19 protein-coding genes are annotated in these 24,490 nt (G+C 69.4%); 7 read left to right on the plus strand and 12 right to left on the minus strand.

Annotated features, from left to right (window positions below; all coding sequences use genetic code 11):
* The 7 genes from AC07DA_RS35635 to AC07DA_RS35665 all read right to left on the minus strand — a co-directional run.
* Positions 1-1,065: Wadjet anti-phage system protein JetD domain-containing protein (locus AC07DA_RS35635; protein WP_479132400.1), on the minus strand; the 1,065-nt coding region annotated here is incomplete at its 3' end.
* A complete protein-coding gene (locus tag AC07DA_RS35640) occupies positions 1,065-2,228 on the minus strand; it encodes a hypothetical protein (RefSeq protein WP_479132402.1) in 1,164 nt (387 codons plus the stop codon). The genes AC07DA_RS35635 and AC07DA_RS35640, both read right to left, overlap by 1 nt.
* Before the next feature lie 48 nt (positions 2,229-2,276).
* The gene (locus AC07DA_RS35645) at positions 2,277-5,558 is read right to left on the minus strand and encodes a coiled-coil domain-containing protein (RefSeq protein ID WP_479132403.1); all 3,282 of its coding nucleotides are present in this window, start codon (positions 5,556-5,558) and stop codon (positions 2,277-2,279) included.
* Entirely contained in the window at positions 5,551-6,390 is an 840-nt protein-coding gene (locus AC07DA_RS35650) for a hypothetical protein (protein WP_479132404.1), read from the minus strand. Before AC07DA_RS35650 ends, AC07DA_RS35645 begins: the two co-directional genes overlap by 8 nt.
* 13 nt (positions 6,391-6,403) lie before the next feature.
* On the minus strand, positions 6,404-7,876 hold the full coding sequence (locus AC07DA_RS35655) for a hypothetical protein (protein WP_385147493.1): 1,473 nt from the start codon (positions 7,874-7,876) through the stop codon (positions 6,404-6,406).
* Between the two features lie 123 nt (positions 7,877-7,999).
* Entirely contained in the window at positions 8,000-11,197 is a 3,198-nt protein-coding gene (locus AC07DA_RS35660) for an AAA family ATPase (protein ID WP_479132405.1), read from the minus strand.
* Positions 11,194-12,513 (minus strand): metallophosphoesterase family protein, encoded by a 1,320-nt coding sequence (locus AC07DA_RS35665; RefSeq protein WP_479132407.1) that lies wholly within the window; start codon positions 12,511-12,513, stop codon positions 11,194-11,196. Before AC07DA_RS35665 ends, AC07DA_RS35660 begins: the two co-directional genes overlap by 4 nt.
* Positions 12,514-12,649: 136 nt before the next feature.
* Here AC07DA_RS35665 and AC07DA_RS35670 point away from each other — a divergent pair, with 136 nt between their 5' ends.
* Genes AC07DA_RS35670 through AC07DA_RS35685 form a run of 4 tightly spaced genes read left to right on the plus strand, consistent with a single transcriptional unit; the run spans position 12,650 to position 17,545 of the window.
* The gene (locus tag AC07DA_RS35670; protein WP_479132409.1) at positions 12,650-13,495 is read left to right on the plus strand and encodes a hypothetical protein; all 846 of its coding nucleotides are present in this window, start codon (positions 12,650-12,652) and stop codon (positions 13,493-13,495) included.
* A 48-nt stretch (positions 13,496-13,543) separates the two neighbouring features.
* Positions 13,544-14,689 carry a hypothetical protein gene (locus AC07DA_RS35675; RefSeq protein WP_037751209.1) on the plus strand — a complete coding sequence of 382 codons (1,146 nt, stop codon included), beginning with the start codon at positions 13,544-13,546 and terminating at the stop codon, positions 14,687-14,689.
* Positions 14,686-16,194 carry a hypothetical protein gene (locus AC07DA_RS35680; RefSeq protein WP_479132411.1) on the plus strand — a complete coding sequence of 503 codons (1,509 nt, stop codon included), beginning with the start codon at positions 14,686-14,688 and terminating at the stop codon, positions 16,192-16,194. The genes AC07DA_RS35675 and AC07DA_RS35680 overlap by 4 nt, the downstream gene beginning before the upstream one ends.
* Positions 16,184-17,545: an AAA domain-containing protein gene (locus AC07DA_RS35685; RefSeq protein WP_391459754.1), complete on the plus strand. Its 1,362-nt coding sequence runs from the start codon at positions 16,184-16,186 to the stop codon at positions 17,543-17,545. The genes AC07DA_RS35680 and AC07DA_RS35685 overlap by 11 nt, the downstream gene beginning before the upstream one ends.
* Before the next feature lie 98 nt (positions 17,546-17,643).
* On the opposite strand, the gene AC07DA_RS35690 is transcribed toward AC07DA_RS35685, so the two are convergent.
* From AC07DA_RS35690 to AC07DA_RS35705, 4 genes are all read right to left on the minus strand, one after another.
* Positions 17,644-19,101, minus strand: a complete 1,458-nt coding sequence (locus AC07DA_RS35690) for a UvrD-helicase domain-containing protein (protein ID WP_479132419.1) — start codon at positions 19,099-19,101, stop codon at positions 17,644-17,646.
* Positions 19,102-19,523: 422 nt separating this feature from the next.
* Positions 19,524-19,745 carry a hypothetical protein gene (locus AC07DA_RS35695; RefSeq protein WP_479132413.1) on the minus strand — a complete coding sequence of 74 codons (222 nt, stop codon included), beginning with the start codon at positions 19,743-19,745 and terminating at the stop codon, positions 19,524-19,526.
* Positions 19,742-20,398, minus strand: a complete 657-nt coding sequence (locus AC07DA_RS35700; protein ID WP_479132415.1) for a DUF6083 domain-containing protein — start codon at positions 20,396-20,398, stop codon at positions 19,742-19,744. The genes AC07DA_RS35695 and AC07DA_RS35700 overlap by 4 nt, the downstream gene beginning before the upstream one ends.
* A gap of 157 nt (positions 20,399-20,555) precedes the next feature.
* Positions 20,556-20,819 (minus strand): helix-turn-helix transcriptional regulator, encoded by a 264-nt coding sequence (locus tag AC07DA_RS35705; RefSeq protein ID WP_037751201.1) that lies wholly within the window; start codon positions 20,817-20,819, stop codon positions 20,556-20,558.
* 193 nt (positions 20,820-21,012) lie between these two features.
* On the opposite strand from AC07DA_RS35705, the gene AC07DA_RS35710 reads away from it, so the two are divergent.
* Together AC07DA_RS35710 and AC07DA_RS35715 are read left to right on the plus strand one after the other, a co-directional pair.
* Complete coding sequence (locus tag AC07DA_RS35710; RefSeq protein ID WP_478969419.1) at positions 21,013-22,053, plus strand: hypothetical protein; 1,041 nt, start codon at positions 21,013-21,015, stop codon at positions 22,051-22,053.
* A 343-nt stretch (positions 22,054-22,396) separates the two neighbouring features.
* Entirely contained in the window at positions 22,397-22,870 is a 474-nt protein-coding gene (locus AC07DA_RS35715; protein ID WP_478969417.1) for a hypothetical protein, read from the plus strand.
* 528 nt (positions 22,871-23,398) lie between these two features.
* Here the strand turns inward: AC07DA_RS35715 and AC07DA_RS35720 are convergent.
* The gene (locus AC07DA_RS35720; RefSeq protein WP_383463701.1) at positions 23,399-23,617 is read right to left on the minus strand and encodes a hypothetical protein; all 219 of its coding nucleotides are present in this window, start codon (positions 23,615-23,617) and stop codon (positions 23,399-23,401) included.
* Between the two features lie 283 nt (positions 23,618-23,900).
* Between AC07DA_RS35720 and AC07DA_RS35725 the strand changes: the two genes are divergently transcribed.
* Positions 23,901-24,122, plus strand: coding sequence for a hypothetical protein (locus AC07DA_RS35725; protein WP_479132417.1), 222 nt, complete (start codon positions 23,901-23,903; stop codon positions 24,120-24,122).
* Positions 24,123-24,490 lie beyond the last annotated feature (368 nt).

Below are 24,490 nucleotides of genomic sequence, written 5' to 3' on the forward strand. Positions count from 1 at the left end.
CTGGAACAGTTCCCACAGCTCGTCCGGCACCATGCGCTCGACCATCACCACACGGTGCAGACTACCCAGGCACGCCAAATGAGACGACGTCTTAGGCAACCAGGAAACGCGTCGTTCGGCGACGAGCGGTTCGACTCGCTTCGGGGCCGGTCCTCGGGCGTTGTGTCGGAGAAGGAGCCGGTAGAGGCCGACGGCGGGACGGACCGGCGGGAGTCCCAGTGCTGCGCTGGACACGTTGGCCCGCTGCGGGATTGTCAGTCCGTCATCATCAAGATCGCCGTAGTAGGCGATGTCCGTGACGCCGTCCAGCCTCGCGATTCGGGCGATTGAAGCCTCGAAGGCGTGGCCGCCGCCGAACGCAACCCAGCCAACTCGCCCGCAGTCGCCCGCCAGCAGTGTGCTGACGGTTTCAAAGGTGTCGCTGTTCTCGATCACCAGGACGGTGTCACCCTCACCAACGCGTTCGTAGGCCAGTGGCGGCGGGATCCGCTCGGCGAAGAGTGTGGCCAGGGTGAGGCGGCCGGGCGCGAACAAGGTGGTGGCGGCGAGCGCGTCAAGGCGCTTCTCATCACCGAAGATCTCCAGGGAGCGCTCGCGCATGGGGACGATGGTCCGCCGGTCATCGTCCCCGTCGGTGTCGCGCAGCCATCGATTGATCGTCTTGAGGACATCGATCTGAGCGGTGGTCAACTTGTCGGCTCTCGCCCAGGAAAGCTCGCGACGCCAGACGACTGGTGTCGACGCGCGCGCGGATTTGGACTCTGGCTTGAGCGGTACCGGCAGACGGAGCCAGCGCGGCAGCGGCGGCTGTGCGTCGTCCCACCCATCACGGCTTCGCGGCAACTCAACCAGGTGATGGTCAGCGAGCTCATCGAGTAGCGCGGAGAGGACGGGACGGCCTTGTGTGGTGCCGGCCGTCCCGGGGCATGCCTGGTCGAAAGCTGCAAAGATCGTGGCCTGTTCGACACGGCGTTGCGTCATCGAGCTCAGGGTTGCCGCCAGGCAGGCCGCCGATTCCGACAAGGGTTGCCACTCGGCTTCCTCGGCACCTGGGTCGTCGCTCATCAGTCGTCGTCCATCTCGCTGTAGCTCTCCTGCTGTGTCTCCTCGCCGACGCGGGGCGTGGTTTCGGGGTCGCGTGGTTTCACCAGCAGCCGTGCGGCGGAGACTCGGTGGGTGGCATGGTCCTCGTCCGGCCTCGTCTCGTTTGCGAGGCGATCGGTGACGTGCAGGTGCCGTATCCCGGTGTGCTGGTCGGCGTCGTTGCGCAGCCGGATGCATAGGGGGAACGTGGCCAGCACCCGGTCCTCCATGTTCCCGGTGGTGTAGATCAGCTGGACGCCGAGCGCGGCGGCCATGTTCATCTGCAAGCTCAGCAGGTAGTCGGCGCTGGCCTTGCCGATCGGGTTGTCCAGGATGAGCATCCCGCCCAGGCGGCTGGTGCTGCGCGCTCCGGTTCGTGTACTGCTGCGTAGTGCGGCGAGGGTGCAGTACAGCATGATCGCGCCGGTGAGTTCCTGGCCGCCGGAGAACACCTTGCCCATCTCGCTGATTGACGCGTAGTCGGCGCGGCCTGCGGAGTCGGGCTTGAGGATCTCCACCTTGAAGTCACGTGGTACCGCGGCGCCGACACAGCGCAGAAGGAGGTCACGGCCGGGGAGGTTCGGCTGAGCGCGGGCGTTCTCGTCCAGGGTCTCGGCGATCCGTACGGCGAGGACCTGCGGCTCTGGCTTATTGAATCCGATCTTCAGGATCCTGCGTCCGGCCCACACTCCGGCGCCTTCGGGGAGGCGGGAAAGCCGTTCGGCCTTCTCCAGCAGGGACAGCGCCTCGCCGGTGTGGTGCTTGAGCTGGTCGATCAGCAGTTTCCGGTGACGTTCGGAGCTCTCCAGGTCGGTGGTCAGGCTCGCGGTCCGCCCCATCAGCTGGACCGTCCACTGGTCGGCTCGCTGGATCAGCGACGTTTTGTCGATCTCGGTGAGCTGCTTGTAGATCGGCGCCTTGAGCTTGCCGAACCGGTTGTGGTTGGCGATTTCGCGGAATTCGAGAACGGCATCGTCCACGGCCTGGTTTGCTTCGTGCAGCTGGTCGGACGCCGTGCCGTATGTCTCAGTCGCCGTATCGGCAGCCTGCTGCGCTTCGTCGGCGGTTCCCACGAACGGTGCGGAACCGGACGGCAGCTCCAGTTTGCGGACGGCGGAAGCAAGGCCGCGGTGGACGACTGTCATCTCGCGAGCCGCAGCTTCGGCCTGGTGGAGCTTGCGCTCGGCGGTCTGTTACGTCTCAGAGGCTGACTTGAGCAGGGCCTCAGCGTCCTTCAGCGCGGCGGCTGCCCGTTCGGTGAGCATGGTGCCTTCGGCGGGGTTCGATGGCGTCCAGTCGGCATCCAGGCTGGACCAGGGCATCCCGTTTCGCTGGCCGGCGGCGGTTGCTTCCGCTTGCAGTTGGCCGCTCCGCTCGCTATGTCTGCTGTGCTCGGCCTCCAGCGTTTTCACGGCGCGGCCGAGTTGCCGTTTTGTGGCCTCGATGGTTTCGGTGCTGCCGGCCTGCGGAGAGGAGGCCAGCGCTTGGGCCCGGACCAGGATGTCGGCCGGTTTGTCGAGTAGTTCGGCGTCAAGATCCGATGCTTCCTTCTGCGCCTGGTCGACGCGCCGACGCAGGTCCTCGCCGACTTCCACGGCGTGGAAGCCCTCCGCCGCTTCCTGATAGGAAATGTCCAACGCAGCCAGGTCGGATTCGCCCTGGTCGTGGCTGAGTGGCTGATTCCCGTAGATGACTTTTTTGAGCCGGTCGGCGTATGAGGCGGCGTCACGGCGGAGTGACTCGGCTTGCACCGCGTATTCGGTGGCTCGGTTGCGCAGTCGCTCGGCTTCGCCGCGGCACTCCTGGGCTGCCGCGTGATGTCCTTCGGCTTCCGCTTCGAGTGTGCCGATCTCGGCACGGTTCTTGTCGGCCTCCGCGACATCGGCCGCGAGCCGCCCGAAGAAGTCGGCGATACGGGTAGCGTCGGCTGCGGCCTCCTCAGCATCTGCAGTAACAATGGCACGCTCGTCGAGGGTGTCCACGGCCTGGGCGTAGGCGTCGCGGGCGGCATCGAGTGCGAGCCTGGCCTCGGCGGCTGCGGTTGACGCTGTTTCCGCGGCGGAGCGCAGCCGGTCGGTGTGACCTTTCGGGTGGTCGTGCAGCCAAGTGTCGAGCCGGTTCTCCAGCTGGAAGGCCGCTGTCCGACGTTCGGCGAGTTCGTGGAGGGTGTGTCTGCGGTTTTCGATGCGGGCTTCGGCCTGCTCCCGCAGGCCAGCGGCGGCTGTCGGATCGTGCAGAGCGGGTGTCGGCTCCACGACGAACCCGATGCTGGGTTCGTTCGGTGCTGTCTGCAACGACTCGGCGGTGGTGACGAGCACTGCCGCCGCTGGCAGCAGTTGTGCCTCGGTCAGTGCCGTCCGTGCCTTTTCCAAGGCTTCCTGGTCGGCCACCACGATGCCGTCGACCAGCGCGGGGTGCGCTTGGATGGCCTCGGCGTGCAGGCGAGGGTTCACCAGCTGTTCCAGTGCCCGCCAGCCCGAGGTCGCGGTGATCTCGTGGTCTGCCAGCAGTCCGAGCAGGTTCTCGACAGCCTGACGCGGTGGCATGAGCGCTTCGTCGTCGACGGTGAGGGCCTCGATCAGTCGCTGATCCGCCCGGTTGTCGGCGGTCAACGCGTCCAGCCGGTCCCCGGCCGATGCCTGCGCCGCGGTGGCCAGGTTACAGAGCGCGGATGCGTTGTCTTCCAACCACAGCGCGGGGTCGCCGCCGGGGACATCATTGTCGCCGTCGAGTTCGGCGAGTTCGCGCAGCAGCGTCTGGGCGGCGAGTGCCCCGGCGGCGATTCCCGTGTCCTCGACCGCCCGTACTGCGGCCTCGGCTGCCTGCCGGGCCTTCACCTCGGGTTCGATCAGCTGTTGCGCGGCCTGGTCGAGCCGGCGGGCTTCCAGCTCGAGTTGCTTGTGGGCGTCGCGTTCCCGCGTCGCCTTGATCTTGCTTTCGTCGGCCTTGTTGCGCAGGCGGGCTTCGGCTCCGGGAACGGATTCGCCTTCCTCAAGGATGCCGTGATCCCGCGCCTCCTTCACGCGGGAGTCCACGTCCTTGACCTGTTTGGCCAGCAGCTCGGCACGGACGGTATGCGAGGTGGCCTCTCGTTCGTCCTGTCCAGCGCGGCGGTCGGCCTCGGCCGCGTCCGACTTGCCCTTGGCGCTCTTGTGGTCGAGGGCCTCGGCCTGCGTCGCGCACCGCTGACCGGCGCTCTGGAGGGCACCTGCGAACTGAGCCCCGGCCATATCGCGACGTAGCCGGGCTGCACCTGCGGCCTGTTCAGCGGCATCCAGCAGCTCGCTGGCGACCTGGTACTTTTCGTGCGCGGCGGCAGCTTTCAGCACCTTGGGGACGAGCGCCCAGGCGGCCAGCTCCGTGCGCTCGCCGGCAAGCCGGTTCTCGGTCTCCTTGGCTTCGGCACGCGCTCCGTCGCAGCGAAGGAGGAGGGTTCTGCGCCGCACCTCCTTGTGGAGCAGGTCGGCCTGCTCGCGAAGCTGTTGGCGCCCTGCGGCGTTCGTCTTCGCGGTCAACCGGTCTTCACGGTGCTTGCGCAGCACGTCCTCCGAGCGCTGGACAGACTCCTGCACCGCTGCCGCGAGCTGTGCCAACGCCGTCGCGGCGTTCTGGGCCGCCTTGGCTGCGGCAATCTGCTCGGTGTGCCGTAAGGCAAGGCGTTGGGTGGCTGCCGCCGTTGCTGTGGAGAAGTCGCGGTCCAGCAGCAGTTGTTCGCGCCGCCCGATGTTCCTGGCATAGGCCCCGAAGGCGCTGCCCAGCTCAGTGAAGTTCTCGGCGTCCAGCGCCTTGCTCAGCAGCCACTCCACGAACCGTCGGCCGGTGGTGGTCTTGAACGCCTCGGCCGCGTCCCCCTCGTCGACGTTCATCGCCTGCTGGACCGCGAAGAGATCTGGCTCCAGGCCGAGCCGCCGCAAGTGGTTCTCCCACTCGCCCTGCCGTTTCTCGATCTCCACGTGCAGCGCCTTGTCGGCAGCGTCCAGCCGTTTGAGCGCATCGTGAAAGGAGTTCATCGGCAGCCGCCGCCGGCCCTCGGCAAACGGCAGCGCGGCCAGGGTCGTGACTGCGTTGGGGTTAAGCGAGTAGAACAGCCGCTCGACCCTGTCGTCCGTGGTTGGGGCCAACACCTGTCCGGTCACCAACGTCTCACCGGTGCGGACATTGACCCATTCCAGGACCACATGTGACGGGGCCGCCGCGGACACTACGTAGGCGCGCAGCGCCTCACGGCCTTTACGGGACTGCCGGTCGGGCAGCACCGTGGACAGCAGCATCCGAATGAATACGGACTTTCCGCCTCCGTTCTCCAAGACGAGCAGTGTCGCCAGCGCCGGACGCCTAAACAGCTGGCCGGCCGAGGGGATCAGAGTGCTGGTTGGGATAGGGGGGCCGCCGTTGGACAGATCCAGCAGGACGTCGTCATAGCGGGCCCCGGTCGGGCCGATGTTGTACAAGCGGACGCGGTTGAGCTCATACATTGTTGGGATCAGGCTCCTGGTCAGCTGGCGGCAGAGACGGGGATGCCACGGTGTCGGCCGTATCAGCGGATTCGGCCTCCGGGCTGCTGAACGAGGGCTTGCCGTCCAAATCCACCGTGACCCCGAGCGCGGCCAGTTCGCCGAGCATCTGCTGTCCGGCCAACTCCCGCACCTGGATCTGGTACCGGGCCGTGGTGGTGTAGGTGCCGCCGTTCTCCCTGCCCGCGCGCCGCAGCATCCCGTTGTCCGCGAGGTACTCGGCGACCCGCTTGATGATCGCGTGCCGGCTCTTGGAGTGGGCTCGGTCGTCCTCAGTGAAGGCCACCGGGTTGCGCCGCTGGTAGTAGCGCCACAGCTGGATGAGGTCCGGGTGGTCGACCGGAACTCCATCGTCCGTGTCGGTTTCGGCGGCCCGGCGCTCCAGCTCCTTGGCAGCCTGCTCGACCATCGCGTCGACGTGACGGACCGTGACGCGGCCGATGTGGGCTTCGTCGTCCAGGTCTTCGGGCCGGTAGTAGGCGAGGGCGGCTATGGCCAGGTGGGCCAGCGCCGCGATCGGCCGGTCGGCGGGCTTGCTGATGTGGTCGGCGACGCTGACCGCGAACTGTGTTTCGGCGGTCGCCCCGAGCACCAGCCCGGCCCGCGGGTCGACCGCGATGACCGTCAGGTCGAAACCACGCGCGGCGGCGTGCAGCAGTTGCGCGAACGCCGGATCGGTACGGCAGCGGCCCACAAGCGCGGCGTACTCGACGTTGCGTCGGGGCGTCAACCCCGCCTGGAAGCCGAAAGCAAGCAGCCGGCTCACTGCGGCCATGTCGTTGACGTCGTGCACGCCACGGCCTCCTTCAGGCGTTCTCGGTCGATGGGGCAGCGGCCGCCGGGATGCGGAATACCAGCAGGTCGTCTCCGGCGAACACCTCGTCGTCCAGCTCGCTGTCGTCTGCCAGTGCGGCCAGCATCGTGCCGTGCTCGGGGTCGGGGCGTGGCGCTCCGAACAAGCCCAGCACGTGCAGGGCGAGCAGATGATCGAGGTTGTCCCGAGCAGCCTTCGCGGTATGACGGCGTGCTGCGTGCAAAAGCTCGGACAGGCGGACGCCCTCGGCGTCGGCATGCTCCAGCAGCGAGCCGACGGCCGTGTACTGCTCGTCGCGGAACGCAGAGACGTCTTCGGCGCTGGCGAACTCGGGGTCGATGATCAGACTGTCGTCGTCATCCTGCTCGGCCGGCAGCGTCATCAGGCCAGCGATCAGGTCGGGGAGGTAGACGATCGCGGGGCGGCGAGGCGGCGTCGCCGCTGTAACGAACCCGTCCAGCAGCGGATATGCCTGCCGTATCGGCAGCTCCAAGGCCGGCTCCAGCAGCTGGTGCTCGAGGTCGACGTGGGACCGGCTCGGGGGCGGCACGAAGGTCTGGCGTTCCTGCTCGGCCCGGAACCGGTCGCCGACCTCCTGCAGGTTCGCTTGCAGTGCCGCGTGCCTGCGTAGGCATTCCTCGAGGATCGCGATCAACTCGGCGGCCTGGGCCGGAGTGGCGTCCTCGGTACTGTTCTCCATCATCCGGACCAGGTTGTCCTTGATGGTGCTCTCGGCGCTGATGCGGTCCTCGATGTGTTCCAGCGCTTCGGTCTGCAGGCGCTGCACGTCACGGTCCCAGTCCACCGAGCGGATATCCCGGCGCATCCCCTCCAGCCGTGTGCGGATGTACTCGGCGTACTGCACGGTGCGGCGCAGCGCCATCTCCGCAGCGCGATGGGCGTCCGTCAGCCGTCCACGTCTCACCAGGGCTTCCAGCTTGGCGTCGGCGGCGACCTGTTCGGAAGCGATGTCGATGTCCACCGCGCCGACCAGCACCGCGATCGCCTCGTTGGAGGCACGAAGCCGTGGCCGTCCATCGTGTCCGGCGACTTCGCGCAGCAACTTGAAGGAGAAGCGGTGCGAGGCGTACGTACCGTCTGAGGCGATGCCGTAGACGTGGCTGAAGTCGCGGTCGACTGTCCCGACGTTCAGCAGGCTGTCGAGGACCCAGCGGGCCACGTCGGCGTGTTCGTCGTTGTCACGGTCCGGTATCTGAAGTCCTGCGACGCGCGCCACCGCGCTCACGACGTCCTCGTGACGCGCACCGTCCTCGAAGTCCATCTTCAGCGTGACGGTGTCGATGGCGGTGAGCGCCAGTTCCTCCATCTGGTAGCCGCTCCAGTCTCGCGAGGTAAGTAATGGCTTGCGGCGTTCCAGGTCGAGGACCGGATCCGCGACCGCGAGTGCCTTCACCCGTGTGGCCAGACCCAGGGTGTCGCGGCCGCGGACCCACGCTTCAGACATGCAGTTTCCTTCCCACCCCGTTCAGCGCAGTCGCGATGATCAGGGTGAAGGGTGCCGGTGGGTATCGCCGGGCTGGAGTGCGAACGTATGTAACTATCGGATTGGCCGGACCCATCGAAACCACTATTGGGCCAGTTTCTGCAGGCCGCTGGCTAGATCTGCCTGCACCAGCTCGTCCCGTTGGTCCGGTGTCAGCCAGCGCGCGGAGGATCCAGCAGCGTTCCGCCGCACCCACAGCACGTCATCAACGGCCTCGGCGACGGCGTGCAGATGACTGATCACCATGACGAGGCGGTCGCCGTCGGCCTGGGCGCGCAGCACCTCCAGGGCGGAGTCCAGTGCGGTGGTGTCGAGGGCTGCGAAGCCTTCGTCGAGGAACAGTGAGCCGAGACTCGGCCCGCTGCGGGCGTGCACTTCGGCGAGCGCCAAAGCCAGGGCGAGCGACGCCAGGAACTTCTCCCCGCCGGACAGCCGGTTCGGCTGGTGGACAACTCCGGAGCTGCGGCTGACGATGTCGAAGCTGTCGGCGAAGCCGAATCGCATGTCGGTCATCTGCCCGAGCAGGTCGCTGGCGACGCCGAGCAGCGCACGAGTGCGCAGCGTGGTGAGGTGGCCGAGGAACTTGGCGTCGACCAGTTCGCGGCGCAGCACGTCCAGCGCCTCATAGCGGGCCTCCCCGGCGGCTATCGCAAAGTCCAAGTCAGCGGCTGGCTTGATCAGAACCTGTGCCTCACGCTGCTTCTTGTGCTGGTCCTCGACCTCTCTGGCTGCTGTCGCAGCCGCGGCGACGAGAGGGTGCAACACCTGCGGTGCCGTCAGGTCGGCCGCGGGGTCGAAGCCGTCGACATCGGCGAGCGCGGCGGCGTGCTCGCCGAGCCCGGTCAGCGCGGCGGCAGCGCGGGCCGCGCCGGCTGCGGACACCTCGGCGAGCTTGTCGCCCAGCCTCGAGGCGGTCTTCGACAGGTCGGCGGTGAACTGGCGGATCTCGGCGATTCCCGGCTCAGCGGGGGCTTGCGGCATCTGATACGGGTCGGCGGCGCCCAGATGCGTGATCGCCTGTGTGACGGCCTGAGCCCACACGTCTAGGGCGCCGCGCAGCTCGTTCAGCGGCCGTTCCACGGCAGTGCGGTTCTCCTGGTCGAGGGCGCGCTGCAGGTCGAGGACCGCGTCCTTGTGCGACCGCTGCGTTTCCCTCTCATCGAACAGCCCCTGGATTTCGGTCAGGCGGGCGGCTACGGCAGCGGCAGCGGCAGCCGCGTCATCTGCGCTCACATCGATCGCTTCGCCCGGCAGCATCGCCTGGATGCGGACAGGCAGCGCGCGGACCTCGGCGGCCATCCGGACCACGGCGCGGGCGTGCCGCTCGGAGGCTGCCGCGGCGTCATCGAGGTCGCGCTGATGCGAACTCCTGCGCCCTGCCAGCGCCTTGCGTTCTGCTTCGATCACGGCGGTGCGGCCATGCACGTCGCTCTGCAGCCGTTCGGCGTGCGCGGCGGCTGCCTGTTCGCATGCGGTGACGGCGTCAGTGATCGGCGCTGTGTACCGCTCGGAGGATTGCTCCAGGTGTGCGGCGCTGGCGGCCGGCACGGCCAGGGCTGCTGCGGCCGCGGTCAGCGTCGCAGCAGCTGATTCGGCGTCGAAGTCTGCCTTGGTTGCGGCGGCCAGGGCCGCGAGGTCCGCGAAGGCGCGCACTGCGTTTGCTGTGGCGTCTTGTGCCTTGTGCTGAGTGCTTTGATGCTCCCTCCCGCGTTCGGACACGGCCTCCTCGGCCGCGGTCACGGCGGCGCGGGCTTCGGCGAGTCGGCCGGCGGCCTTGTCACGTGAGGCCTTCGCCTCGCGCAGCTGCGCTCTCGCGGCGGCCAGCTCGGCCGTACCGGTCTCGGATGCGGGTTCGAAGTCGGCCGGAAGCTTCCGCCGGCACACGAGACAGTCGCCGCCGGGATGGAGTTCGGCGGCGATCGCGGCGGCCTTGTCACGCAGCTGGAGCGTCTGCAGATGTGTCTCGGCGTTCGTGACGTCTTTCTCGGCTGTGGCTGATTCCGCTTGCAGCGGGCCGACATCCTCGCGGACAACGTCGCGTTTGGCCACTGCGGCGGCTTGATCGCTGGCGGTGGCGGCGACGCGGCGGACGGTCGAGATGGCAGCGGTGATCAGGGTACGGACAGTGGTGGCGCACGTGCGGATCTCTTGGCTCGCCTCCGCGGCGGCACGGGCTGCCTCTGCCAGGGGTTTGGCGTGTTCGGCGCGCTTGGTCAGCTCCGCTTCGGTTGCGACGATGGCGGCGCTTTCGTTGGCGAGTTGTTCGGTGAGTGCGGCAAGCCGGTCGCGTTCGCCACGGTGTTCCTCGGCGCGCTCCGCGAGGGTCTCCAGGACCACGGCGGCTTTGCCTAGGGCGTCCCGTCCTTCTCCGCCTGTGTCGGCTGCCGTGATCGCTGCGGTCAGTTCATCTTCCCGGGTCGCGGCCTGGGCGGCGCGCTGGTCCAGGGTGTCCCGTCGTGAGGCGATGGCGGCGGCGACGGGCTCGAGTTCGTCAAGGACGGTATGGGCGTCGGTCACCGTGCGCGCGGACAGGGTCCGGGCGGCGGTGGCGGCTGCTTCGGCGACGGCACGCGCTGCGGTGGTTTCCTCCTGCAGCGCTGTGATGCGGTCGATGGCGGTGTTCAGGCGTTCGGCACGGGCTGCGGCTGCGTCGGCGGCCTTGCCGGCTTCTGCCGCGGCCTGCTCGGGGTCCTCCGGCATGACGGCGCGTTTGACCCTGGCATCGCCCAGCAGTCCCTTGAGCGTCAGGCAGTGGCGGGCGGCCATCTGCTGGACGGACTCCAGTGATTCGGCACCGAACAGTTCACGCAGCCGTTCGCTTCGTTCCCTGGGGGCGGCGGTGAGGAGCTGATCGAACTTGCCCTGAGGGAGCAGCCCGACACGCAGGAACGTGTCGTAGCTCATCTGCAGCACCGTTCTAATGCGGGCGTCGACGGCGGTGGCGTTGTCGATCTCCTCGCCGGTATCCAGGTTTTTGAGGTGGTGCCGGCCTGCGTTCGCATTGGTGGCGTGCATGGTGCGGTGTACGTGCCAGCGCTGCCCGTCGTGCAGGAAGGTGAGCTCGACGCTCATGGCCTGCGCGCCGTCCGCGATGAGCTGCCGGGGTTCTTTGGCATCCCAGGAACTCTTGCGGAACAAGGCGAAGGTGATGGCGTCCAGCAGGCTGCTCTTGCCGGCGCCCGTGTCGCCGAGGACTGCGACCAGGCTCCTGCCGGTGAACTCGACGGTGACCGGGGTGGGGTAGCTGCGGAATCCGGTGAGGGAAAGCGCCAGCGGTCTCATCGCGCCGTCTCCGATCCGGTGCCGTCGGCCAACAGACCCGAGCGGTCGACGCCGTCAAGGGGCAGGCCTGCGATGGCCGCGGTCAGCAGTGTCTCCTCGCAGCACGGTGCGGGATCTTCGGGATCCGGTTCGGCTTGCAGGTGGGCGAAGGCGGCCATGGCGCGGTCCAGGGCCGGGCCGGTGGTGCCGCGGCCGGGCAGGTAGTCCCGCAGCAGGTCCTTGATGTCGGGCAATTCCCCGGTGGAGGCCTCCCGGTCCAGCACGCGGCCGGCTACCCCGGGGCGGCGCTCCTCGATGTCAACGATCGTCGCCTCCGGCAGCATCCTGGCGAGGGTCTCGGGCAGGAACGCACTGGAGGCCTCGACGTTCACCACCGCTTTCACCCAGGCGTCTCCGACGCGGCCGGCGCGCTGCACGATCTCTTCCAGAGTGCCTTCCAGGCGGATCAGGCGGCGGCCGGAGGTCAGGGGTACGAGTTCGATGCGCGGGTTGACGCCCGGGCCGACCTCGGCGAGTACGACACTCTTGGTGTCGCCGCTCTCGCCGAAGTCCATCTGCAGCGGGCTGCCGGCGTAGTAGGCGGGGAACCCGGCACGGCCGACGGGCTGCGGCTTGTGAATGTGGCCGAGGGCGCCGTAGGCGACGTCGGGCAGGTCCCCGGCTGCGGCCGCGTACTCAGCGCTCAAGGAGATACGCCGCTCCGAGTAGGAAGGGGTGGCCCCTTCGATAAACAGGTGGGCGGCGAAGACCAGGACGTCCCGGGCACCGCGGCCGGCGGTCAGGCGGCGGTAGACGTCGGCCTGGACGGTGCGCATCCGCTCGGCGTAGGTCGCGGTGGTCAGGGCGGGGTCGGCGAAGTCGTAGGTGAACCGGTTGGGATGCAGGTACGGCAGCGCGCCGATGCGCAGCGTCAACTCCCCGTCCTTGGTGGGGTATTCGGCGACGAGCAGCCCGTCGGGGCGGGCGTCGGTAGCAAAGCGCACCCGGACCTGGTCTCCTTCGCGGGTGCCCATGTCGTTCAGGACGAACTCCAGGAACGCCAGGACGTAGGGGGTGTCGTGGTTGCCGGCGACGACGACCACGGGCGCGATCGCACCGAGGCGGCGCAGCGCCTGCGCGGCGCGCCGCATGTCGTCCAGGCTCGGCCTGGGGCCGTCGAACAGGTCACCGCTGTGCACGATCAGGTCGGGGGCGAAGTCGGCGGCGATCTCGACGATCTCGTCCAGGACGGCGTCGAACTCGCCGTCGCGTCGGTGGTGGCGGCCGATCTGGCGACCCAGGTGCCAGTCGGAGGTATGGAATACGCGTCCCGTCACGGGGTGCCTCCAGGAGGACGGTCTGCAGGCCGACGCGGGCTGCGCCGCCGCGGGTCGGAGGTTCGGTGGCAACGACTGTACACACAATCTCAGGAAGAAGTCTGGAAAACTCTGGAAGTCTGGTAACGTCTGGGCCATGAGTGATCCGCTGGACGCCCTGGAGAAGAGCATCGGCACCCTGCGCCGCGCGATCCGCGACGCCTCCGCCGCCGGTGACACCGAGCGTGCCAGCGAGCTGCGGATGCAGCTGCGCCGCGCCGAGCGGGCCTGGGACGCCCTCATCGACGCCGACGAATCGGCGGCCGCGCCGCCCCGCCCCGCCCCGGAAGCAGCCCCTGCCGCCCGGGGGGCGCAGCTCCCGGCGCGCGAACACGTCCACCGCGCCCTGATGCTGCTCGGGACCCCGGCCGCCCCCAAACTGATCGTCGGCGTGCACGAGGCGTTCTTCCCGGGAGAGCTGTCCGCGTCCAAGCTCTCCAGCCTGCGCCGGGACGAGGAGCGTTCCTACCGCTCCAGTCCGGGTGCCCGCCCGTACTACCTGTGCCCGGCACTGGCGCACGACCTGCTGACACCGGTGCGGGCACTGATCACCATCAGCACCTGGACGCTGGAGCAGCGCATCATCGGCCCGTTGTCACCGCGCGTGGACTTCCTCACCAGCGCGATCAGCATCGCCGAAGCGGTGCACACCGCAGCCGAGTCCACACCGGACGGGCCCAGCCCGGAGGCCCTGCGCCTGCTGTGGCGCTTCGCCGTCAACATCCCCGACGCCATGCCGAGGAACGCCTCCGGTCACGAGGGCGCGCTGGAACCCCAGCAGGTGATCGGCGCCGCCCAGGCCGAGCTGGACGTGCATACCAGCACCGACCGCGCCACCCGGGCGGCAGCCGCACGGCGAGCCCGTAAGTCCCTCGGGGACGACGGACAGCTGTTCGGCGCGCCCCTGCAGGGCGTCACGCATCTGCGGTCGGCCCGCGCCTGACTCCCGTCTCCCCGCAGCCCTTTCTCCTCCGCAAGGATCTACGAGACCGTGAAAAACCCAGTCGACGACCGCCTCGACGCACTGCGCGGATCCGCGAAGCGCCTGGACTACAACGCCAGGTCGCTGGCGGCCCTGGAGAACAACCCGCGCTGCACGCTGCGGGCCCTGCTGGACGCCTCCGGCTCCGACAAGGCCGCGATCGCCACACACGTCGGCCATCCCCCGTCCTTCGGCCAGTCCTCCTTCGCCATCACCCGCGGCAACGCCTTCGAGGCGATGGTGAAAGACAACGGCTGCGCGGAGCTCCTGCGCGTCCTGCGCGAGACCCTGGAGCTGACACTGCCGGAGGTGGGCTACGAGGACCTGAACGACGTCGGCGGCGACGGCCGCTCCAAGCAGCGCCACGAGCGCACCGAAGAGGTCCTGCTGCGGGCCGCCCGGGGCGAGGGCGACGCCACCTTGTTCGACCACCCGATGCTGCGCCTGCTGATCGGCGGGCACAAGGTGTACCTGGAGCCCGACCTGGTCGCCCTCCGCATCGACGGACGCTTCCACGTCGTGGAGATCAAGAGCTTCCCGATCATCGACGACCAGGCAGACTCCACGCAGGTACGGGCGGCGACCACACAGGCATGCGCGTACATCATCGCGCTGCGCGACCTGCTCGGGCGGGCCGGCATCGGCGAGGAGGCCGTCTCCGACACGATCGTGCTGGTCGCGCCGAAGGACTTCACCAACCGGCCGACCGGCGCGTTCGTCGACGCCCGCAAGCAGGTGGCCGCTCTGACCCGTCAGCTGTCCCGCATCGAGCGCATCGGAGACCTGGTGGACCTGCTCCCCGAGGACCTCACCTTCGATCTCGACCCCACCCCTGACAAGAACAAGCAGCCCCGGCGCCCGGCCGAGGAGCTGACCGAGGCACTGGATCAGGTCCTCGTGACGTACCGACCGGACTGCCTGAACCACTGCGAGATGGCGTTCTACTGCCGCTCCCGTGCCCGAGCGGAAGCCTCGCTGGATGTCCTCGGGCCGGCAGTGCGCGAGCAGTTCGGCGGCATCGACACCACGACCATGGTCATGGGACTGGCGCGCGGAGAACTGACACCGAGCGAGGACCAGGTGGAGATAGCCGCGGCCCTACGGCACGCCGCACGGCTGCGCGCAGAACTGGAAGACCTCGGGGGTGCGGCATGAGCACGTTGTCGGCGCTGGCACACGTGCAGGCGATGGAGACGATGCAGGCGGTGCCCCGGACCGAGTTCCGGCACCGGCACCTCTCGGGCCGGCCACTGGTGATCGTCCCGCTGGCCATGGCCGGAGAGGCCGGGGCTCCCCTGGCCGCCATGGTCGGCTCCGCCAAGAGGAACGGAACCCTGCTCGTCGTGGCCCAGCCCCGCAACCGCGACCAGCGGTTCGCGTTCGCCGCCGACCTCGGCCGGACCGTGATGAAGTACATCGACTCCTTCCGCCAGGACCGCCGCGGGGAAGGCGAGCGTTCCCGGTACACCGACGCGCCTCAGATCCTGGTGCCCAACGCCGGCGGCGTCAAAGCCCTGGCCGACCTGGGCCGCATGTGCCGCTTCCGCGCGACGTCCGGTCCCTACGCGGTGCCGGACGTCGTACCGGAGTTCGGCATGTGGCTGACGTTCCTGGTCGACAGGGCCGAGCAGGCCGGCACCTCCACGCTGCTGCCCGTCACCGCAATGCTCACCGAGCACTGGGCGACCGGCCAGAGCACGCTCGAGGATCAGAACCTCGCCTCCCTGATGGCCTGGATCGCTCCCCCGCCGGGCCTGAGCGTCGAGCAGGCCATGGCCGATGCCGAGAACCCGGACGTGTGCCCGCCGGCGGGCCCGTCGACCTCCCCCGAGTTCGACAACCGCGACCTGGCCCCGGCGATCAGAAGGTTCGACACCGCCCGCACCCTCGGCGACCCGCATGCGCTGGCCGCCGCCGAGACCGAACTGCGGGAACTGATCGCGGGACAGATCCAGCCCACCTGGCGCATGGTGTGGCAGGCCATATCACTGCTGCGCTCCGTGCCCGAGGCACCGCGGACCGCCAAGCGCTTCGAAGGCGACTGCAAGGCCTTCACTAAGTACTCCGACTACCGGGACTCCGACGGCCTTCCGCAGCGCAAACGGGACAACGCGATCGGTGCGGCCCGGCGGCTGGGCTGGCTGGAGCACGCGCTGGCCGAATTCGAGTCCGACATGGCGTTCGACGATCGGTTCGTGCTGGCCGATCGGCGCAGCGCCGGGGAGGCGTTCGCCGGGACGGTCGTGGAGGCCGACCCCGGCCGGGTGGTCACCACGGACAAAAACAGGCGTGTGCCGCGGCCCCGCGTCACCGTCCGCACCGAAGATCCCGTGCGCCTGGCCGCCGACACCAAGCTGATCAGCCCGTCCCTGCCGGCCGGACACAAAGCCATGATCGTCTCCGTCCTCTCCGACGGCGGCACCACACGGGTCACGGTGGAGATCACCGGCGGCATGGGACGCAGCCGCGTCCCGCAGCAGGGCACCGTCCCGGAACTGGGCCAGCGCATCGCCTACCTACCCGATCCGGGATGGCGCCCAGCGCCGCAGTTCCCGGCCTCCGACGCCACCCCGTGGACACACAGTGCCGCCGACGAGAGCGGCACCGACTCCGTCATACCCGAGGACGCCGCCGCAGAGGAGTGGGGCAATGAGGACTGACACCAGCGCGACGCCCGAACCAGCCGCACCCAACCCTGCAACGGCCGCTGCCGCTGCCACCGAGACGATCCTCACAGACATGGCCGACGGGCGTCACAGGGCCGTGGTCGTCGACTCCCCGCCCGGCGCTGGCAAGAGCACTCTGGTGGTCCGCGCCGCCCAGGAACTCACCGAAGGCGGCGAGCACCCGATCGTCGTCGCCCAGACCAACAACCAGGTCGACGACCTGGTCGTACGTCTGGCAAGGGAGCACCCCGGCATCGCCGTCGGACGGCTGAGTGCCACCGGCTACAACCCGCCGCCGGTCCTGAATGCCCTGACGAACACAACCGTCGGCCGCACCCTGGCCGACCTGGCCGGCTGCCGGATCATCGTCGCCACCGCAGCCAAGTGGGCCACCGTCCGCGACGCCACGTTCGGCTGGGCGATCCTGGACGAGGCCTACCAGATGCGTTCGGACATGCTGCTGCAGATCGTCGAACGCTTCGATCAAGGCCTGTTCGTCGGCGACCCGGGCCAGTTGGACCCATTCACGATCGTCGGTACCGAGCGCTGGATCGGGCTGCCGCACGACCCCACGCAGAACGGCGTCAGCGTAATGCTGCAGCACAACCAGAACATCCCCGTACACCGGCTGCCGGTGTCCTGGCGCCTGCCGCTCTCGGCCGCACCCACCATCGCCCAGGCGTTCTACCCGTTCACCCCCTTCACCTCCGGAACCGGCGACGACACGCGTGCCCTGGAGTTCCGCACCGCCGGACTCGCCCGCACCGACCTGGACGAAACCCTCGCGGAGGCCTTCACCACCGGCTGGGCACTGCACGAACTGCCCCGCCGCCACGTCCCGCGAACCGACACCGAGACCCTCCAGACCGCCGCCGACCTCGCCGGTCGGCTGCTGGGCCGCGGAGCAGTCGCCACCTGCGAACGCCACCCGGGCGGCCGGCCCCTGGAACCCGGCGACATCGCCATCGGCGTCGCTCACCGCGACCAGGCCGACTTGGTCCGGACCGCGCTGGCCCGCACAGGCAACCCTAACGCGCCAGGGGTGGCGGTGGACACCGCGAACCGGCTGCAGGGCCGCGAGTTCGAAGTCGTCATCGTCGTGCACCCGCTGTCCGGCCGCCGGGACGCCACGGCCTTCCACCTGGAAGCCGGACGACTGTGTGTCCTCGCCTCCCGCCACCGGCAGGCATGCATCGTCGTCACCCGCGAAGGAATCGCCGACCTCCTGGACAGCCACCCCTCGACCGACCCCGTGCATCTGTCCGTGCCCGCCAAATTCCCCGACGGCTGGGAAGCCAACCAGGTCATGCTGGCCAAACTCGCACTGCATCGCGTCGCCGCGTGACTTCGACACAGGCACCCCGGCCCACAGGTAGGTCGGTCGTCCCACGACGACCACGGTGGCACCCGCAACCGTGAAGGCGCTGGCTCGATGCGCGTTGGTCACCCAGGGGAGCCGTCCGGATGGTCATGAATCCAGGACAGGCCGCCGATGTCGAGCCGGTGGCGGGCACGGGTGACGGCGACGTAGGCGAGGCGAGCCTCGCCGTCATCGATGGGACCGGGCACCGGGCGGCCGTTGTCATCCTGCTGGTCGCTGTCTTGGGGCGGGGTGAAGTCGTCGGCGATTTTCACTCTGGCCCATTCGCGTCCCTTGGCCTTGTGGGCGGTGGAAACGGTGACTTCGGCCTGCTGTTCGGGGACGAGTTGGGCGACCGCGGCCAGGATCGCGTCCGTGCCGTGGGTGTCGACCAGGTCGACGAACGGCTGCAGGTCACGTCCGGCCGGGTCGTGGGCGGCGTAGTCCTGCAGTTCGCCCCAGGAGGGGAACAGGAGCAGTTCGGGGTGGGTGGTGCGGCGGCCGTCCTTCAGGTCACGGGCGGCCTGGGCCAGAGCGCGCAGGCTGTCTCCTCCCCCGGCCAGCCCGACCCGGTGTCCGGCGGCCAGCAGGTCCATCGCCTGGGCCATGGCCCCGACGTTGGTCCTGCACAGCACCGCGTCGGGCCGGGTGAGGGGACCGAGTTCGGTGGGCACCGCATCGGTGCCTGTGAGGCGGAGGGGGGCGCCGGCGATGTGCAGCCAGCGGTTGGCCTCTTCGGCCAGCAGCGGGCCGAAGCGGAAGGACCGCGACAGGGCAAGCTGGGTGCCGTCGAAGCCGGTCATGACGTCCTTGGCGCCCCGCCACTGGTAGATGGCCTGCGCGGAGTCGCCGACCATGACCAGCTGGGCGTGCCCACGCTGAGCGAGGAAGACCTGTTCGACGACGGGGTTGGTGTCCTGGGCCTCGTCCAGCAGGAGGAAGTCGGCGTCGATCCTTGGCTGACTGAGGGCCCAGATCTTCAGGTAGTGGTCGTGGTCGAAGCGGACCGCGCCGTCGTCCGAGTGCTGCAGGTCGGTCCAGGCCTTCTTGGCGAAGGGCACGATGTGGGCGGCGAGTTGGCTGTGCAGGTCGCGGTCTTCCAGGCCGCGCAGGTGCGGCACATGGTGGCGGGTGATCGCCTCATCGGCGGTGTGGCAGAAGCGGGCCACGGTGCGCAGGGTGGCGTAGGACAGGGCTTTCGGGGAGAGGTCGCGCTCGCCGATGGGGAGGGTTTTGGTGATGCCGAGGGCCTGTCCGGTCTGCCAGGCCGGACGGCGCGGCGCGTTCAGCCGGCCCGTGTAGCGGTGACCGACGGCGGCATAGGCGAGCGCATGGGCGGTCTTGCACCAGACGTTGGCAGGGAAGCGCCTGGTGGCGTCCTGGGCAATGGCCCGGTTGTAGGCGAGGTAGCGGCCGCGGCGCTGGGTGGTGTGGGCGAGCAGGGCCAGGGTGGTGGTCTTGCCGGTGCCCGCGCCGGCCTGCAGAGCCAGGTGCTCGCCAGCATGGAAGGCGGTGAGGGCACGTCCGACGGCCGCCAGCAGGTGGGCGGGCGTCGCGTCGGCGAGCAGCTGCTGGATCGCCTGGTCGAGGCGTGCGGCTTCGTCGCGGTCGTGCCGGTCCAGGGCGCGGTGGATGGCGTGCCGGATGAAGAGTTCCGGGGGCTGTGCGGCGCGGTGGGCGGTGTCGCAGATGGCGGCATGCACAGTGGGCGGGAAGGCGATATTGAGGACGATTTGCCCGTCGATGTCCGGGTAGTGCGTGGTGACCACGTCCACTGGTAGCCGTGGCCCAACACGGTGGCGCAGACGGTGCGCGGCCCGGTCGGGGCTCTTGGCGCGCACGAGGGTCATCAGGCGGGTGGCGTCATGGTTGGCCGCGAGCGGCAGCACCTGGGCGGCGTGGTGGAGTTCGGCCGGTGTGAGCGGTCGCGTCAGGGTGACTTCGAGGGCATGGTGCGCCACTGTCAGGCCTCCCGTCGGTGGCTGGGCGCGGCATGTGGGAGGCGGGTGTGGATGTGCGCCGCGTGCAGGAGGGGGTCGAAGACCTGCCAGTCGGCCAGGGCGAGGTCGGCAGCGCCGGGGGCTGCGGCGTGGGCGGGGCAGCGCTGGGTGCGCCAGCGCAGCTGTTCCGCGTACGGCAGGCGGCTGAGGTCGTAGACGGCCATCAGGGTGGCGGGCAGGGTCAACTGGCCGCGCTGGGGCCGGCGGGCAGCAGGGTCCAGCGACCTGCGGCCGTGTGAGCAGCGAGCACGGGCTGGGGGCAGCGGCGGCGCTGGCGTGTCTGGGCCACACACCGGATCTCCTCCAGCGGCCGGCCGGCGAGATAGCGGCCCAGCAGGAGTTGCACGACGGGCCGGGCGGGACGGCGGGCGTCGGCGGCCTGCTCCTCGCAGGCCGGGTCGGGCGGGGCCGGCGGGGTGAAGGCGCCGGTGTCGACCAGGCGGCGGGAACGGACGGCGAGCTGGCGGCGCACCGCCTCGATGTGCGGGCTCAGCTGAACGATTGCGGGTGGGGTGCGGCCGGGACACAGCACGGTGTGCGGGATGCGGCACCAGGCGCTGCCGTCTGCGTGGGGGTGGGCGATGCCGCAGCTCAGGTGCCAGCGGCAGGACTCGGGGATCTGAGCGGTGGCCAGTTCGTCGGGGTGCAGGGCGATGGGCCGCTGATCGCTGCAAAGGTAGACGTCGATGCGGTTGCCGCACAGGCGGCACCAGACGTTCTGCCCGCAGCGCAGCAGGCGGCTGGGGCTGGTGGCAGCCACCCGCAGCGGGCGGCGGGCGCGGGTGGTGCGGGGGCTGCCGTCCCAGTGGCGGCCGGTGGAGGCGGTGTTGGGGCACATGGACCGGACCGTGCCAGGCGGCGCGCCGAAGCGGCGGGGACGGCGGAGGCGCGTCCCCCGGGCAGCCCATCCGGGGCGAACCTGCATGCGAGTTGCCGCTTGACCGTTCGGCGCCTGCTCGCCGGTTCGGGTGATTCATGGGCGGGGCTCGGCGGGGTCAGGAGCCCTTCGCCCCGGGCGGGGTGTGGTCGTCGCAGAGGGTGCCCAGCAGGTGCTCGATGGGGACGTCGAAGGCGTGGGCGAGAGCGTGCCAGGTGGTGACGCTGCCGGTGGTGCGACCGTGCTCCAGGTCGATCAGGGTGCGGCGGGCCAGGCCGCTGCGGTCGGCGAGTTCGTCGAAGGTCCAGCCGCGCTCGCCCCGCAGGCGCGCGAGTTCGACGCGCAGCGCGGTGAGGTCGGGATCGGGCGGCAAGATCGTCACCCCACCATCCGACGGTGCAGGACCCTGCCCTGTCAGTGCAGACCTCTGCACTATTTCCGCTGGTGAACGCCGCGGCCGCCGGCACTGCACGAGTGCAGAGATCTGCACTACGGTGCGGCCGACTCCCGCGCTCGCCTGACCGGGAGGACGCCACACCTCGCCGACGCTGAGCAGATGGGAGGGCACCGAGCCGATGCGGCTTGCCAGCATGCACGCCGCGGTGCAGCGCACCTGGACGGTGGAACTGCGCCCGCAGCCGGGCGGGCCGGCCCTGGCCTGCCCCCGCTGCACCCCGCACCATCCCGTGCAGGCCGCCTCCGCCCGGTCGGCCGCCCTGACCCATCTGGCCCGCCACGCCCGCGCCGACACGCTGCCCGGGCACCTGCGCACCTGCCAGTGCCGGGCCCGGGGCTGCCACTGGCACCCCCGTCACCGTGGCTGCGCCGGCCCCGTCCTGCTTGCCCTGACCCGGGATCGCAGCGGCCGCACGTGGCGGCTCGCAGACGCCTGTGCCGCCTGCGCCGCCGCGATGAGCCACACCGCCATCGTGCCGCCGACACTGCTCAGTCCCGTTCGCATCCGTTCCTCCGCCGGCGGGCCGCAGCCAGAACGCAGGGTGCCCGCCTACGGCCCGCCGGAGCAGCAGCGCGTGCGGGAAATGCTCACCTACCTCGCCGTCGCCCTGCCCCGCTTCTCCTCCCCCGCCGCCCGACTGCTGGCCCTGCAGTGCGCCCTGCGCGCCGACGGCCGAGGCCGCGTCCGGCTCCCCCACGGCCTTCTGCGCAGCATGCGGCTGCACGGCCGTGCAGAACTGTGGAGCGAACTGGAACACGCCGGGTGGCTGCGCTGTTCCGGCCCGCGGCGTCCCCATGTGGAGGCGCGGCTGCTCGATGCGGACATGCACTCCCAGACATCCGGCCGCGGCACCCGCGCCCGCGCGGCGCACTGGGCCCTGAACCCCGTTCCGCTGGTCGCACCGCGCGGGATGTCCCCCACGGTGCAGCTCAACGCTCTGATCCTGGCAGCTCACACGTCTGACGGCTTCGGAAGTGCGGAACTCGACGTGCTTGCCCGGCTGGGCAGTCAGTCCCAGCAGCAGGTGGAGGATCTCCTCGACCAACTGGTCCACTGCCGTCTCCTTGCCTCCTGGCAGCACCTCAGGGAGCACGACGAGATCGCCTGGCGCCTCCTCCCCGAACGCGGCGTACCGAGCAGCGCCACACCAGGAAGGTGATCACCTGACAGCCCTTCCCTCCGAAACGGCACGGGAGGCAGCACGTCGGATCCGCGTCCCGCCATCGTCCGGTCATGCCACGGTGGGACGAAGAGACGTACGGCAAGTGGGCCGCAACTCCGGCGCACGGCTGCAGGGATCAGATCCGGTCATATTGTTTCGAGACAGCGTGAGACACCATGAGACGCAGAGAGACACCGGCGGACACCCATGAACGCCAATGAACGACAACGACCGCCAACATCCCTGGCCAGGAGTGTCCGAGACGGGGCACCGGGTTGTTTCGAGCCCGAGGAGGAGAGCAACACTTGCCGGTATGCCGAGCTTTCAGCAAAGGAAGGCCGTGGGCGACGCACACGAAAGGCGCGTCGCCGAGGAACTCGCCCTGCGCGGATGGGACGTCAGCCCCTGGGGCCAGGGCGTGCTGACCGAAGCTGTGCGAGTCGCCCTGCGGGGCACCGAGAGTTCACTGCGCTGGACACCCGATCTAGTGGTCGCCAAGGACCGGCAGGTGTTTCTGATCGACTGCAAGAGCCGCATGACCAGCCGCATCACCCATCGCCATGCGGTGGAGCGGGCTGCCGTCATGGCGCACCTCCAGCTCGCCGCATGGACGCAGCTGCCGATCTGCTACGTCTTCGACAACCTCGACGTCCTCACTCCCCTGGACGTCCTCATGCTGGGCCGCACGGGTCCGCAACCCGCCGCAGGCTCAGGCTCCCCCTACCACCTGGTGCCCACGAGACGCTCCCTCGCATTCGACGAGGTGTTCGGAACCATGCAGCAGCGGCACACCCCCCAACTCGGCGCCGCCTGACCCGGTCGGCATGCAGCTGCCGACCAGGGCGCCCCGGTCTCCTGCGCCGCGCCCATCACACCCGAGGGGCTCGAGGGCTCTCCGCCACCACTCGGCCGCCGCAGCAGAACAGATGGATCAGGCGGGCCAGCGAAGGCAGTGGGCCGCCTGGTGGGCAGGCAACGGCAAGGGGCGGCAGCACCCAGCAGTTCACAGCCGCCTGAGGTCCCTTCACAGCTGGGCCACGCGCCCGTGCCTTGCTCGCCACTCTCACCCACAAGGATTCACGTGGTCCGCGTGCTCAGACGCGCGACAGGCCGGTCCCTGCTGTTGCTTGCACACACAGCGCCGGTCCGCCGGTGTGACTGAGCGCTTCACATGGCGGGTGAGCGCCTGACTTGGCGGGGCTGGGTACTTCAGTGGGCGGGCGGGGTGAAGCTGTATGTCCGGGAGGGTGTTGCCGAGGAGGGCCCAAGGGTCGCCTGTCGGTCGTTGATCTCGGAGCGATGACGTTCGGCTTCGGGAGTGCAGGCCCTGTCCCGTGGATCGTCATGGCGTGAGGTCGGTGCTCGTCGCCGTTTCGATGTTGTGGGTCATGCGTTCCAGGACATGGACGGCTGTGCGGTACTCGTCCGGGGAGATGCCGGTGGTGGACAGCTCGCGGAAGGCATCGACGCGCTCGGTGACGCGGGACAGGCGCTGGCGGCCATCAGGGGCGAGGGTGAGTCGGCCTGGTTCGGGACGTGTCGCCCAGCCCTCGGCGAGCACAGTATCGTGCGACTGAGCGCTTCACTTGGCGGATGAGCGATTGAGTTGGCGAACTGAGCACCCGCGCGTGGGGACGCCTGGCAAGCCGAAGTGCTCAGTCACACGTTGTTGAGCAGAGGTTCCTACTTCCCAAACGCTCTGCGGATCTCCTCGGCGAGGACCCGGTCCTCTTCGCTACCGGGGCCCGTACTCCGGCGGCGTCCTCGACCGCCTCCCAACTCGCCCCGGCCTGCCCGGGTTACGCCGTCAAGCCGGATCAGCGCCCTGGCTACACTCCGACTTCATGACGACGATCTACACGACCCAGGAGTGGAAAGGCCACGGGAGGCAGAACTACTACTGGAACGAGTACAGGCTCGAAGGCGACACCGTCGTCAAGTACAAGTGCCACCGGCAGAAGTTCTTCGACGGCGATGAGAACACCTGGCAGAACGACGAATCGGTCCAGGATGCCTGGGGACTTGACGACCCGAGCATGCCCGACTGGCTGAGGCGGTATCTCTGATCACGCCCCTATCCCTGGAGCCCTGGAACGCATCACCGCGTGCCTGTATGGCTGCTGACAGACCCCTGAGCCATGAGCGGCGGGGCCGTCAGCGGGCCTGTGGCGCCCGCGCCGGTACGGGCCGGCGGCCGGGGGCGAAAACGCGCGCGGGCACGGGGCCGCCGGCCCGCGGTTGCCGACGCGGGGTGCGCCCCATCGTGCCGATTCGAAGCCCGCTACCCGGGAAGGGCCACCATGGCTGAGGCGCTCACCGGCGCCGGGTCTCGTGGGCCTACCTAGGCAGTTTCGTTTGGATCAGTCGGTCGTTGTTCCGGTTGTGCCGTTGACTGACGCGCAGTGGGCGCGGATCGAGCCGTTACTCCCGGACC

The organism is Streptomyces sp. NPDC044921, from assembly GCF_056432865.1.

Excerpts from the sequence above, each read along its gene's own strand:
- AC07DA_RS35640 (WP_479132402.1), bottom strand. The coding sequence starts at position 2,228 with ATGACAGTCGTCCACCGCGGCCTTGCTTCCGCCGTCCGCAAACTGGAG.
- AC07DA_RS35645 (WP_479132403.1), bottom strand. The coding sequence starts at position 5,558 with ATGTATGAGCTCAACCGCGTCCGCTTGTACAACATCGGCCCGACCGGG.
- AC07DA_RS35655 (WP_385147493.1), bottom strand. The coding sequence starts at position 7,876 with ATGTCTGAAGCGTGGGTCCGCGGCCGCGACACCCTGGGTCTGGCCACA.
- AC07DA_RS35660 (WP_479132405.1), bottom strand. The coding sequence starts at position 11,197 with ATGAGACCGCTGGCGCTTTCCCTCACCGGATTCCGCAGCTACCCCACC.
- AC07DA_RS35670 (WP_479132409.1), top strand. The coding sequence starts at position 12,650 with ATGAGTGATCCGCTGGACGCCCTGGAGAAGAGCATCGGCACCCTGCGC.
- AC07DA_RS35680 (WP_479132411.1), top strand. The coding sequence starts at position 14,686 with ATGAGCACGTTGTCGGCGCTGGCACACGTGCAGGCGATGGAGACGATG.
- AC07DA_RS35685 (WP_391459754.1), top strand. The coding sequence starts at position 16,184 with ATGAGGACTGACACCAGCGCGACGCCCGAACCAGCCGCACCCAACCCT.
- AC07DA_RS35700 (WP_479132415.1), bottom strand. The coding sequence starts at position 20,398 with ATGTGCCCCAACACCGCCTCCACCGGCCGCCACTGGGACGGCAGCCCC.
- AC07DA_RS35710 (WP_478969419.1), top strand. The coding sequence starts at position 21,013 with ATGCGGCTTGCCAGCATGCACGCCGCGGTGCAGCGCACCTGGACGGTG.
- AC07DA_RS35725 (WP_479132417.1), top strand. The coding sequence starts at position 23,901 with ATGACGACGATCTACACGACCCAGGAGTGGAAAGGCCACGGGAGGCAG.